Origin of the sequence: Rugamonas rivuli, assembly GCF_009380165.1 — a bacterium.
In the GTDB taxonomy this organism is placed as follows: domain Bacteria; phylum Pseudomonadota; class Gammaproteobacteria; order Burkholderiales; family Burkholderiaceae_D; genus Rugamonas; species Rugamonas rivuli.
The window spans coordinates 330,398-342,176 of the sequence record NZ_WHUF01000003.1 but is presented as its reverse complement, the minus strand read 5'-3'; the positions used below and the strand labels follow the sequence as shown (position 1 = coordinate 342,176).

The 11,779-nt window shown below is 63.9% G+C and carries 11 protein-coding genes; 9 read left to right on the top strand and 2 right to left on the bottom strand.

The window, feature by feature from the left end; translation table 11 throughout:
• Positions 1-24: 24 nt before the first annotated feature.
• The 7 genes from GEV01_RS11920 to GEV01_RS11890 all read left to right on the top strand — a co-directional run bounded on the left by GEV01_RS11920 (position 25) and on the right by GEV01_RS11890 (position 5,469).
• Positions 25-360: a DUF3579 domain-containing protein gene (locus tag GEV01_RS11920; protein ID WP_070267610.1), complete on the top strand. Its 336-nt coding sequence runs from the start codon at positions 25-27 to the stop codon at positions 358-360.
• Positions 361-454: 94 nt separating this feature from the next.
• The gene (locus GEV01_RS11915) at positions 455-3,205 is read left to right on the top strand and encodes a M16 family metallopeptidase (RefSeq protein WP_152804539.1); all 2,751 of its coding nucleotides are present in this window, start codon (positions 455-457) and stop codon (positions 3,203-3,205) included.
• A gap of 15 nt (positions 3,206-3,220) precedes the next feature.
• Positions 3,221-3,460: a hypothetical protein gene (locus tag GEV01_RS11910; protein ID WP_152804537.1), complete on the top strand. Its 240-nt coding sequence runs from the start codon at positions 3,221-3,223 to the stop codon at positions 3,458-3,460.
• Between the two features lie 9 nt (positions 3,461-3,469).
• Positions 3,470-3,712: a hypothetical protein gene (locus tag GEV01_RS11905; RefSeq protein WP_152804535.1), complete on the top strand. Its 243-nt coding sequence runs from the start codon at positions 3,470-3,472 to the stop codon at positions 3,710-3,712.
• A gap of 72 nt (positions 3,713-3,784) precedes the next feature.
• Positions 3,785-4,060: an acylphosphatase gene (locus tag GEV01_RS11900; RefSeq protein WP_152804533.1), complete on the top strand. Its 276-nt coding sequence runs from the start codon at positions 3,785-3,787 to the stop codon at positions 4,058-4,060.
• 49 nt (positions 4,061-4,109) lie between these two features.
• Entirely contained in the window at positions 4,110-4,574 is a 465-nt protein-coding gene (locus tag GEV01_RS11895; RefSeq protein ID WP_152804531.1) for an Rrf2 family transcriptional regulator, read from the top strand.
• Positions 4,549-5,469: an NAD(P)/FAD-dependent oxidoreductase gene (locus GEV01_RS11890; RefSeq protein WP_152804529.1), complete on the top strand. Its 921-nt coding sequence runs from the start codon at positions 4,549-4,551 to the stop codon at positions 5,467-5,469. The genes GEV01_RS11895 and GEV01_RS11890 overlap by 26 nt, the downstream gene beginning before the upstream one ends.
• A gap of 11 nt (positions 5,470-5,480) precedes the next feature.
• On the opposite strand, the gene GEV01_RS11885 is transcribed toward GEV01_RS11890, so the two are convergent.
• Together GEV01_RS11885 and GEV01_RS11880 are read right to left on the bottom strand one after the other, a co-directional pair.
• A complete protein-coding gene (locus tag GEV01_RS11885; protein WP_152804527.1) occupies positions 5,481-6,452 on the bottom strand; it encodes a cupin-like domain-containing protein in 972 nt (323 codons plus the stop codon).
• Positions 6,453-6,534: 82 nt separating this feature from the next.
• Positions 6,535-9,276, bottom strand: a complete 2,742-nt coding sequence (locus GEV01_RS11880; RefSeq protein ID WP_152804525.1) for a TonB-dependent receptor — start codon at positions 9,274-9,276, stop codon at positions 6,535-6,537.
• 407 nt (positions 9,277-9,683) lie between these two features.
• Here GEV01_RS11880 and GEV01_RS11875 point away from each other — a divergent pair, with 407 nt between their 5' ends.
• Together GEV01_RS11875 and GEV01_RS11870 are read left to right on the top strand one after the other, a co-directional pair.
• Positions 9,684-10,439 carry a GntR family transcriptional regulator gene (locus GEV01_RS11875; protein ID WP_152804523.1) on the top strand — a complete coding sequence of 252 codons (756 nt, stop codon included), beginning with the start codon at positions 9,684-9,686 and terminating at the stop codon, positions 10,437-10,439.
• Positions 10,440-10,453: 14 nt separating this feature from the next.
• Positions 10,454-11,749, top strand: coding sequence for a glycoside hydrolase family 18 protein (locus GEV01_RS11870; RefSeq protein WP_152804521.1), 1,296 nt, complete (start codon positions 10,454-10,456; stop codon positions 11,747-11,749).
• Positions 11,750-11,779 lie beyond the last annotated feature (30 nt).

Sequence of the window (11,779 nt, the reverse complement as noted above, 5' to 3'; positions counted from 1 at the left end):
GTATCTACTCCTAAGCAGCCGCCTATGGCAGAGTCAGCTAACAAACCGTCAGAACAGCAGGATTCGTTCTTCATCCTCGGCCAGACCAGCAATGGCAGGCAGTTCCGTCCCAGCGACTGGGCCGAGCGCCTGTGCGGCGTGATGTCCTGCTTCAAGCCGGAAGGCTATGGCGGCGGACGCGACTCCCATTTGCAGTTCTCGCCGTATGTCACGCCGACCGTCATCAATGGCGTCAAGTCGGTGGTGGTCAACGGCAAGCTGCGCCAGCTCGAACCGCTGGCCTATCACTTCGTCATCTCCTTCGCCAAGGACAACGACCTGCAGATGGTCGACGCCTGCATCCTGCCTGAAAAAGCCTGACCCTTCCCGAGTTTTAAAATTTGCTTAAGCGTCTACCCACGAGGGCGGGGTAGGGCGTATGCTGCCTGTTCTTCAGTTTTTTTCGCGAGAGACCATGAACACCAGCCGTTTGAAACACGTCGCCGCCGCCAGCCTGATGCTGTGCGGTTTGTCCTTTGCCGCCACCGGCAGCGCCTGGGCGCAGACCTTGCCGGCCGGCGTGGTCAAGGGGCCGTCAGTCGAGGGCATCAGCGAGTACAGGCTGCCGAACGGCTTGAAGGTGCTGCTGTTTCCTGATGCGTCCAAGCCGACGGTGACGGTCAACGTCACTTATCTGGTCGGCTCGCGCCACGAGAACTACGGCGAGACGGGCATGGCCCACCTGCTGGAACACATGATGTTCAAGGGGGCGCCGAAGAACCGCAGCATTCCGCAGGAATTCGCCAACCGGGGCATGGAGTTCAACGGCACCACGTCCTACGATCGCACCAACTACTACGAGGTGTTCCAGGCCAGCCAGGATAATCTGAAGTGGGCGCTGGATATGGAGGCGGATCGCATGGTCCATTCCTTCATCGCCCGCAAGGATCTCGATTCCGAAATGACGGTGGTGCGCAACGAGTATGAGAGCGGCGAGAACGATCCCTTCTCGGTGCTGTTGAAGCGCATGCAAAGCGTGGCGTATGACTGGCATTCGTATGGCCGTTCGACCATCGGCAATCGCAGCGATATCGAGAACGTGCGTATCGAGAACCTGCAGGCCTTCTACCGCACCTACTACCAGCCGGATAATGCGGTGCTGCTGGTGGCTGGTAAATTCGAGCCGTCGCAGACGCTGGCGTGGATCAGCAAATCGTTCGGCGCGATCCCGAAACCCAAGCGCAGTCTGCCGCCGTTCTGGACGGTCGAACCGACGCAGGATGGTGAGCGCAGCTTCGTCGTGCGGCGCAAGGGCGATATGCAGGTGATCGCGCTGGGCTACAAGATTCCGTCGGCGCTGCAGCAGGATAGCGATGCGTTGAGTTTCATGTCCGAGATTCTGGGCGATACGCCGACCGGGCGTCTGCACAAGGCGCTGGTGGAGAGCGGCAAGGCGGCGCAGGTGTTCAGCTTTGGCCAGACCGGTTATGCACCGGGCTTACAGATCATTGGTGCGGTGGTGAAGGCGGGCCAGCCGCTGGAGCCGGTGCGCGATGCGCTGATCGCGACGGTGGAGGGGTTCGCTACCACGCCGCCTACCGCGGAGGAGATGGAGCGTGCGCGGCGTAATTTCGCCAATGGCATCGAGAAGGCGCTGAACGATCCGCAGCGCGTGGGCGTGAGCCTGTCCGAGGAGATCGCGCTGGGCGACTGGCGCTTGCTGTTCGAGGGCCGCGACAAGCTGCCTAACATCACGCCGGAGCAGGTGGCGGCTGCGGCGGGGCGTTATCTGAAGCGCGACAACCGTGTGGTCGGCAGCTTCGTGCCGGAGGATGCGCCGCTGCGCGCGGAGATTCCGGCGGCGCCGACGGTGGTGGAGGTGATGAAGGATTTCAAGGGCAAGGACAGTGTGCTGACGTCGGAGGTGTTCGATCCTAGCCAGGCCAATATCAATGCGCGCAGCGAGATCAAGACCATAGGCGGCTTGAAGGTGGCGCTGCTGACCAAGAAGAACCGTGGCGAGTCGGTATCGGTGGACTTGCAGCTGCATTGGGGCGACGAGAAGAATCTGTTCAACACGGCCATCGTGTCGAATGCCGCCAGCGAGATGCTGATGCGCGGCACCAGCAAGTACAGCCGCGAGCAGTTGGCCGATGCTTTCGCGAAGCTGAAAATCTCCGGCAGCCTGTATCACTTCGATACCACCGGACCGAATCTGGATGCGGCGCTGCGGCTGGTGGCGCATGTGCTGAAGGAGGCCAGCTTCCCGGCGGCGGAGTTCGAGCAGTTGCGCCAGCAGTGGTTGGTGGCGATCGAGGCGTCGCGCAATGAGCCGCAGTCGCTGGCGCGCACGGAAGTGGACCTGTATTTCAACCACTATCCGAAGGGCGACGTGCGGGCGCCGATGACGGTCGATGAGCAGCTGGCTGCGGTCAAGGCGCTGAAGCTGGAGGACGTGGTGGCGTTCCATCGCGCGTACTACGGCGCCAATCATGGCGAGCTGGCGATAGTCGGCGATTTCGACAAGGCGGCGGTCGGCAAGACGATAGCCGACAGCTTCGGCGGCTGGGACAGCAAGGTGGCTTATGCGCCGATCACGTCGGCCAATGAGGACAAGGCGCCGCTGCACAAGACCATCAATGCGCCGGACAAGGAGAATGGTTTCTACACGGCGCGTTTGAATCTGGACCTGAACGTCAACGATGCGGAGTATCCGCTGCTGGATCTGGCCAACTACATCTTCGGTGAAGGTGGCTTGAAGTCGCGGCTGATGGATCGCATTCGCCAGAAGGATGGTTTGTCTTATGGCGGCGGTTCGGGTTTGCAGCCGGGTGAGCTTGATCGTGCCGGCAGCTTCGGTATCGACGCGATCGCGGCGCCGCAGAATCTGAAGAAGCTGGAAGCGGCGATCCGGCAGGAGCTGGAGCGGGCGGTGAAGGATGGCTTCACAGCCGCCGAACTGGCGGGCGCGAAATCGGGCCTGTTGCAGCAGCGCGTGCAGAATCGTTCGAAGGACAGCGTGCTGGCGGCAGGGTGGACGCGCAATCTGTACATGAACCGTACGTACAGCTGGAGCAAGGAGTATGAGGACAAGCTGAAGGCGGCCACGCTGGCGCAGGTCAACGCGGCCTTCCGCAAGGCCATCGATCCGGCCAAGCTGACGGTGGTGACGGCGGGCGATGAGGCCAAGGCCCAAGGTGCGGCGCCTGCCGCGAGTGCGAAGTAATCGATAGGGGCGAGCATGGCCGTACTGTCGCTTGTTCTTACCGCCTTGTCGGTGTTGACCTTCTGGCTGGTGGTGCCGCTGTTCGTGCTGCCTCCTTTGGCTTTCTTCTTAGGATATAAGGCATACAAGGCGAGGCGGGCGAAGCTTGTCCCGGCGGGCCGCTTCGGACAGTTGCTGTCGGTTTTGCCGATGGCGCTAGCCGTGGCGGCGTTCTGTCTGGAGTTGTACGTTATGAATGTGGGTTATCGGGCTTGAATGGGCAATATGAAGCAAATTTTTGGTTACGCAGTAGGTATTAACTTCTTTTCTTTTATCCTTGGCGCCATGTATTTTGGTGGTGATGCCTTGAATGGGCGAGAGAAAGATGGTCACTTTTTTCTCGCATCTCATGGGAAGTTTACTGAGGTAAGTGAAAGTGTTTTCAGTTACAGCAAGCTTCATGCGATGTCGGTGTTGGTTTCCATTGGCTTGCTTGTGATATTTCATTATTTTGGTAAAACTGAATAAATCAATAAACGCTTTAAGGGGCGTGCAGTGCTAACCCCACCCTGTATTCTGTCGGCAAATTTGGGAGCGATCATGATTCGATTGATGGTGGAGGGCCGGGTGCAAGGCGTTGGCTACCGCGCTTCGTTTGCGGAGCGGGCGAGGGCGCTGGGCTTGTCCGGCTGGGTGCGCAATCGCCGCGATGGTTCGGTGGAAGCGGCCGTCGATGGCGAGCCGCAGGCGATCGAGGCCATTACCACCTGGGCCCGGCACGGCCCGCCCGCCGCCCGGGTTTCCAACGTTACTATCGAAGACGGCCCGGCGCTGGAGCCAGTGGGCGGCGACTTCAAGATTCTGCCGACGCTGTAAAAAGCGGCGCGGCCAGCACGCTTCCCGATTATGTACTATCATTAGTTACATGAGGCGAGACAGCAAACTATCTTCCATCCTGCACGTGCTGCTGCACATGGCGCACGCCGAGCGGCCGTTTACATCCGACGAGCTGGCGGGCTTCCTCGGCACCAATCCGGTGCTGGTGCGGCGCGTGCTGGCCGGGCTGCGCGAGCGTGGCTACGTGGGCTCCGGCAAGGGCCACGGCGGCGGCTGGAGCATCACCTGCGACCTGCGCAAGGTGACGCTGCGCGACATCTACGAGGCGGTCGGTTCGCCCACGGTGTTCGCGATGGGGAACCGTGACGAGCATCCGCTATGCCTGGTGGAGCGCGCCGTCAACGACGCGCTGTCCAGCGCCTTCGATGAAGCCGAGGCTTTGCTGATCGAACGTTTCAAGGACGTGACGCTGGCCGACTTGTCGGCCCGCTTCAACGACGGATACGCCAATCACAAAGGAGCTTCTCATGCACATCCCCCATCCGACGACTGAATTCGATGTCATCGTCATCGGCGGCAGTTACGCCGGCCTTTCTGCCGCGATGCAGCTGGCGCGCGCACGCCGCCGCGTGCTGGTGATCGACGCCGGCCAGCGCCGCAACCGATACGCCCAGCATTCACATGGCTTCCTTGGGCAGGATGGCCGCGAGGCTGCGGCCATTGCCGCCGACGGCCGCGCGCAGTTGATGAAGTATCCGACGGTGCGCTGGATCGAAGGCTCGGCCACGCAGGCAGCCCAGGCGGCGCAAGGCTTCCTCGTGACGCTGGGCGATGGCCGCGTGTTCAGCGCATCAAGGCTGCTGCTGGCGACCGGCGTGGTCGACGAGCTGCCACCCATCGCGGGCCTGGCGGAGCGCTGGGGCAGCAGCGCTTTCCACTGCCCGTATTGCCACGGCTATGAATTGATGGAAGGCGCGATCGGCGTGCTGGCGACCGGCCCGCTGTCCATCCACCATGCGATGATGCTGCCGGACTGGGGACGGGTGACGTTCTTCCTCAACGGCGCGTTCGAACCGGACGAGGCGCAGCTGACGGCATTGAAGGCGCGCGGCGTGGCGATCGAGCGCACGCTGGTGCGAGCCATCGAAGGCCGCGCGGCCGTGCAGTTGCAGGATGGCCGCAGCCTGGAGATGGCGGGCCTGTTCGTTCTGACCCGCACCCACAGCGGCAGTCGGCTGGCCGAGCAGCTGGGGTGCGAGATGGAGCAGGGGGCGACCGGTTCGCATGTGCGTGTCGATGCGATGAAGGCGTCCAGCGTGGCCGGTGTGTTTGTGTGCGGCGACGCGGCGCGCTTGTTCGGCAATGTGGCGCTGGCCGTGGCCGATGGCGCGATGGCCGGCGCGGCCACGCATCAGTCGCTGATCTTCGGGCTGGCCGCAGCGGCCTAGCATGTTTGGCGTCAGGGCCGGCGCGGCGGGCGGGCGTTGTGCAGCACGCCCTGCTTGTGTTCCGGTATGTGGGCCGCCGGGTCTTGCGCCGGATCGAACACGTAGTGCTGGAAGATCGCGCCCCAGGCAGCGCGCAGTTCCGGCGGCTGGTGCTTCATGCTTTGCAGCGTGGCGACCAGCGCCTCGAAGATGGTGCCGGCGTCCGGCGCCGGCTGCTCGTTCTTCCACCAGTAGTTCACCATCATGTTCAGGATGCCGTTGGACTGCACGTGGTGCCACCACAGCGGCGGGATGAACAGTGCGTCGCCCGGCAGCAGGTCGGCCACCAGGGCCGCGTCCAGCGCCTGCCGGAAGCGCGGGTGCTTCTCATAATCCGGATCGCGGAAATTGACCATGCTGATCGGCGTGGGCGTGGGCGCGAAATCGAGCGGGCCGATATACAGGTTGCCGATCTGCTCGGGAGGGAACAGCGTGAAGCGCCGCTCGCCGCTGACCACGCAGGCCAGGTTGTAGGATTCGTCGAAGTGCGCGGGCGTGGTGATGGTGTTGCCCAGCCAGATGCGCGGCCGCACCGACGGCGGCAGCGCCGGCGCCACATTGTGCAGCGCGAACTGCGGCAGGCAGTCGTCGATCAGCGCGCTCTGGATCGCCACCGCCGGTGGCGCTTCGAACTGCGAGTAGCGCGCCAGCTGCTCGATCACCTTGGACACCGTGACCTGGTTGCGCACGAAGTTGAAGCCTTCCATGTCCGGCTTGTAGAACAGCCGCCCGCGCTGGTCCGGCGGCGTCATCACGGCGTCGACCGGGCGCCCGCTGTCGAAGCCCATCAGGTACTGGCACAGCGCTTCCGGCGCTTGCCGCGCCTGGTGCACGGCCGGCCAGTGGCGCACGAAGCCGCGCAGGATGGCGGGGCGGTAGCTGCCGGCGATCTCGCGCTCGAAACGCGTCGGGTCGAGGTCGTGGTGTTCGGGGATCTGGTTCATGAATCGTATGATGGCATAAAAAAACCCGCCAGGGCCGGGGAGGCCGTGGCGGGAACAGACTACACAATGAAACGGTTACAGATTAGTACTTGATGTGCAGGCCGGCGTAGTACTGCGCGCCGTTGGCGTAGAAGCGTGCCGGCTGGTCCTTGTTGAAGATGTAGTTCTTCAGGATAGGATTGTTCAGGTTCTGGCCACTGATCGTCAGCACGATGTTCTTGCTGATGTTGTAGTTGAACGAGGCCGACAGGGTGCCCGATGCGTCCTGGTACAGCGGGGTGCCGCGGTCCTGGGCTGCCAGGAACGACGAGCGCCATGCGTAGCTCAGACGTGCATTGAACTTGTCGTTTTCGTAGTACACGCCGGCGTTGGCCGTGACCTTCGAAGCGCCCAGCATGTCGCACGGATCGCCGGAGGTGGCGGTCTGCATCGCCGGGCAGGCACCGAAGTTCAGGTGCGAGTCGGCGAAGGTGGCGTTGGCGTCGAAGCCGTAGCCCATGCCGACCGGTACCTGCGCTGCCAGTTCCATGCCCTTGACCTTGGCGCCGACGTTGATCGGCGAGGTGATGCTGTAGGTCGCGAACACTGGCTTCTTCTGTTCCTGCGAAGCGCGGGTGTCGATGAAGGTGCCGGTGCTGGTGCCGTAGCCGACGTAGTCATGCAGGTCCATGTAGAACAGGCCGGCCGACAGCAGGGCGCGCGGTGCGAAGTACCATTGCAGGCTGACGTCCAGGTTGTTCGACTTGACCGGTTTCAGTGCCGAGTTGCCGCCGTTGCCGGTGTGGGTTTCGTCGGTCAGGATCACCGCGCCGCCCAAGGCGCCGTAGTCGGGACGGGTCATGGTGCGCGACAGGCCGACGCGGGCCACCAGGTCGGAGCGCAGGTCGAACTTCAGGTTCAGGCTAGGCAGCGGGATGGTGCTGTTGTTGTCGATCGCCGTCTTCTGGACGAAACCGCCCCATGGATAGGCTGGCAGCGTGCCGCCGACCGGTTGGCTCGGCAGGATCTGGTAGCCGTTCGACGTGCCTTCGGTGCGCACGATGCGCAGGCCGACGTTACCGTTCCAGCCTTCGCCTTCCATCTCGCCCTGGACGTAGATCGCCTTGGTGTTTTCCTTCAGGTCGAACATGTCCTGGTAGTAGGTGCGCGAGACGTCGCGGTTCGAGTGCAGGTCGCCCCATGCGTTCAGGATGGCAGGATCGAGCAGCCAGACGTTTTTAGGGAAGTCGCCGCCCAGGTCCTTGCCGAAGTTGCCAGGGTAGGTGGTGCCGTTCCAGGCCGGGTTGGTGGTGTTGCCGCCGACGTCGGTGTTGGACCAGTTCGGGCCTTGCGCCACTTCGAAGTTGGCGCGGGTGTGGTGCGAGCCGCGCACGCCGAATTTGATCTCGCGGAATACGCCGGCGTCGAGCGCGAAGGCGGCGTCGATCTGGCCGTAGCTTTCCTTGTCGTCGGTGGTGGCCGGCGAGACGCCGAACACCCAGTCCAGCGGGGTGCCGGTGAACTTGGAGACGTCGATGTTAGGGAACTTGACGTTGGCCGGGCTGCCCAGGCCATTCAGCTGGTAGCTGGCGCCGGAGTTGTTGACGTCGCCCTCGAACACGCCCTGGCTAGGCGTGACGCCCTTGCCCTTGGTGGCGCCGGCCTTGGCGGTGAACACCAGCTTGTCGGTCGCGCGCCATTTGGCGTCCAGGTCGAAGAACTCGGTCTGCGCGTAGGCGCCTTCGCGGACGATGTCGTCGACGATGCCGTAGCGCAGCGGCTTGGCGGCCGTGCCCTTGTTGGTGAAGGCGGCCGACACCAGCGTGCCGTTGCGTACCACGTAGCCCGGATCAGGCGCCACGCCCGAACCCAGCATGCCGGAGCCGTTCATGTCGGTCATGTAGTTGGCGTTGAAGTTGGACGCATCCATCTTCGAGCGGAAGTAGGTCGCTTCCAGACTCAGGTCGCGGTTAGGCTTGAATTGCAGGTCGAGCAGGCCGCCCTTGCGCTTGCGCTCTTGCTGGAACAGCGAGGAGCCGATCAGGCGCGGGAACCAGACGTTGGCCAGGTCCGGGTTGGTCTTGACGGCGGCGTTGGTCGGCGCGACCTGGGTCCATTGCAGCAGCTCCTGGCCGTCGCGGCGCAGGCTGCGTTTTTCCGAGAAGCCCTGCACCATCAGGCCCAGCGTACCGGCTTCGTTCTTCCAGTTGAACAGCGCGCTGATTTGCGGATCGGTTTTCTTCGGCAGCGTGGCGTACACCGCCTGCACGGTCGCTTCCAGCGACAGCGGCTGTTTGAAGTCCAGCGGATGACGGGTGCGGATGTCGATCGAGCCGCTCGAACCGCCTTCGATCTGGTCGGCGGTCGGCGATTTGTAGACCACCACCTGGCCGACGATTTCCGACGGCAGCAGCGAGTACGAAGCCGAACGGCCGACGGCACCGCCCACCTGGTCCAGCACGAACCAGTCGCCCGACGATACGGCGTGGCCGTTGATCAGGGTCTGGGTCAGCGACGGGGCGGTGCCGCGCATGGAGACGCGGTCGTTTTCGTCGAAGCCGCCCGAGCCTGCGCCCGAGGTCGAGATGTTCACGCCCGGCACGCGTTGCAGCGAGTCGGCGACGTTCTTGTCGGGCATCTTGCCGACGTCTTCGGCGGTGATCACGTCGACGTTGCTCGACGCATTGCGCTTGACCGACAGCGATTGCTGCAGCGAGCCGCGGATGCCGCTCACCACGACCACTTCCGGCTCTTTCTCGGTTGCGGCCTGCTGCGCCTGGGCGTTCATCGCGGCGCTCAGCGCCAGGATGGCCGCCGCGGTCGCGATAGGCGTCAGTTTGGACATTTTCGTGTTATTTGAATTGTGATACATGTTCCCTCCCGTTGATGAAGGCTCCGCCGAGCCCGCTGATTGTTGATCTGTTTCTTATTTACTTCTTTACAAACCACTTACAAAACCAATCCAACGCCAATATACCCGTCTTTGAATACCAGATCACTACCACTTTGAAATTCTTTTTTGTTATGTTGTATGCGGCATACAGACTGTTGCTTTGGTAACTATTCGATACCGGCGCTGCGGTGGTATGGGACCGGGGTGTGTGGCGCTACAACAGCCGCAAACCCAGCATCCATGCGGGTTAGCGGGGTGGTGCTGAAAATATTTGAAGGGCGGGTGGCGCCGCCGGCGGTGTGCTGGTCTTTTTTTGGTATTATCGATTGACAACGACAAGACAGGATGCGTGCAGCGTTATGGAAAGCAATCCAATCAGCCCACTGGTACACATCCGGGCGCACCTCAATGAGACCAGTCACTTACCCCTGTACCAGCGTTTGCAGCGGGCGCTGCGTTCGGCGATCGAGCAGCATTTGCTCAAGCCGGAGGACGCGCTGCCGGCCGAGCGCCAGCTGGCGGCCGACCTGGCGATCTCGCGCATCACGGTGCGCAAGGCCATCGACGGCCTGGTCGCCGAGGGCGTGCTGGTGCGCCGGCCCGGCTCCGGCAATTTCATCAACACCCGCATCGAAAAGAACTTCGCCAAGCTGACCTCGTTCTCCGAGGACATGCGGGCGCGCGGGCGCACGCCGCGCAGCGTGTGGCTCAAGCGCTCGGAAGGCACGGTGACGCCGGACGAGGCGATGCGGCTGCGGCTCAGCCCCGGCGCCGCGGTCTACCGCTTCCACCGCATGCGCTACGCCGACGAGGTGCCGATGTGCCTGGAGTACGCCACCATCGTCGCCTCCTGCCTGCCGTCGCTGGAGGCGGTCGACACCTCGATGTACGACGCGCTGGAGCGGGCCGGCAACCGGCCGGTGCGCGCGCTGCAACGGCTGTCGGCGCTGCTGCTCAATGCGGAGCAGGCCTTGCTGCTGCAGGCGCGCGAGGGCGACGCCGGACTCGCGGTCGAGCGGCTGGGCTTTCTGCGCGACGGCCGCGCGGTGGAATTCTGCCGCTCGTATTTTCGCGGCGATATGTACGACTTCGTGGCCGAACTGAACGCCACCTGACCTTGCAAGGACTTATGAACCCATACCGTTTGAAGCGTCCGGCGCTGGCGCTGGCCGGCGCGCTGGCGTGCGCGCCCTCGATGGCCGCACCTGAAATCGTCGGCTACTACCCCGGCTGGAAGTCGGACGCCTTCCCCGTCACCGCCGCCAACGTCGGCGCCGGCAAATTGACGATGGCGCTGTACGCCTTCGTCGACGTCTGCTGGGACGGCAAGCATGGCAACGCCGACCCCACGGTCAACGACGTGGCGCCGTGCCAGGACGCGGCCGGCGATGCTGCATCGGCCAACGGCGCGCTGGTGTTCCGCGACGCCGCCAGCGACGGCGCCAACCTGCGCGCGCTGGTGGCGCTGAAGCGGCGCCACCCCGGCTTCAAGGTGGTGGTGTCGGTGGGCGGCTGGAACTGGTCGAACCGTTTTTCCAACGTGGCCGACGCGCCGGCCGCGCGCGCCGCCTTCATCGCCTCGGCGGTGAAGACGATGCGCCGCCATGGTCTGGATGGCATCGACATCGACTGGGAGTATCCGGGCGAGGCCGGCGTGCCGTGCGTGGCGGGCGAGGTGTGCGCGCGGCCGGCCGACAAGCGCAACTTCATCACGCTGGCGCGCGAGCTGCGCGCGGCCTTCGACGCGGCCGGGCGGGAAGACCGCAAGCATTACAGCATCACCATCGCCGCCGGCGGCAATGCCAACTACGTCAACGATGGCGGCGCGGCCAGCGGCTGGCTGCGCGAGCTGGCCTCCAGCCTGGACTGGATCAACATCATGGCCTACGACTACCACATGCCGTGGGAGCCGCGCAGCGGCCACCACGCCGCGCTGTACGGCGACGCCCGCGATCCGGTGACGGCCGACGGCTTTTACGCGGCCGGTTCGGTGCGGCGCTATCTGCAGGCCGGTGTGGCGGCGCGGCAGCTGGTGCTGGGCGTGCCGTTCTATGGCTACGGCTGGAAAGGCTGCCCGCCGGGCGCCGATGGCGACGGCCAGTACCAGGCCTGCGACGGCGGCGCCACGGGCGGCGTGGACGGCGGCAACTCGTATGGCTACGGCCACCTGCTCAAGCAGGGATATTTGACGCCGGCCGGGGAGGGCGGCGGTGGCTACCGGCGCTACTGGAACGCGGCGGCCAGGGCGCCGTATCTGTACGACGCGGCGCAGCAGGTGTGGATCACCTACGAAGATCCGGCGTCGCTGAAGGAGAAGGCGGCCTATATCAAGGCGCAGGGCTTGCGCGGGGCGATGTTCTGGGAATTGAGCGCCGACGGCGGACATCAACTGCTGAACGCCTTGTCGTCGGCGATGCGGCGATAAAAAAAGCCGGCGCTGGGCCGGCTTTCTCGA

Bases quoted from the DNA above. Each gene is read 5' to 3' on its own strand.
- GEV01_RS11920 (WP_070267610.1), top strand. From the start codon at position 25: ATGGCAGAGTCAGCTAACAAACCGTCAGAACAGCAGGATTCGTTCTTC.
- GEV01_RS11900 (WP_152804533.1), top strand. From the start codon at position 3,785: ATGATTCGATTGATGGTGGAGGGCCGGGTGCAAGGCGTTGGCTACCGC.
- GEV01_RS11880 (WP_152804525.1), bottom strand. From the start codon at position 9,276: ATGTCCAAACTGACGCCTATCGCGACCGCGGCGGCCATCCTGGCGCTG.
- GEV01_RS11890 (WP_152804529.1), top strand. From the start codon at position 4,549: ATGCACATCCCCCATCCGACGACTGAATTCGATGTCATCGTCATCGGC.
- GEV01_RS11895 (WP_152804531.1), top strand. From the start codon at position 4,110: ATGAGGCGAGACAGCAAACTATCTTCCATCCTGCACGTGCTGCTGCAC.
- GEV01_RS11870 (WP_152804521.1), top strand. From the start codon at position 10,454: ATGAACCCATACCGTTTGAAGCGTCCGGCGCTGGCGCTGGCCGGCGCG.
- GEV01_RS11885 (WP_152804527.1), bottom strand. From the start codon at position 6,452: ATGAACCAGATCCCCGAACACCACGACCTCGACCCGACGCGTTTCGAG.
- GEV01_RS11910 (WP_152804537.1), top strand. From the start codon at position 3,221: ATGGCCGTACTGTCGCTTGTTCTTACCGCCTTGTCGGTGTTGACCTTC.
- GEV01_RS11905 (WP_152804535.1), top strand. From the start codon at position 3,470: ATGAAGCAAATTTTTGGTTACGCAGTAGGTATTAACTTCTTTTCTTTT.
- GEV01_RS11875 (WP_152804523.1), top strand. From the start codon at position 9,684: ATGGAAAGCAATCCAATCAGCCCACTGGTACACATCCGGGCGCACCTC.
- GEV01_RS11915 (WP_152804539.1), top strand. From the start codon at position 455: ATGAACACCAGCCGTTTGAAACACGTCGCCGCCGCCAGCCTGATGCTG.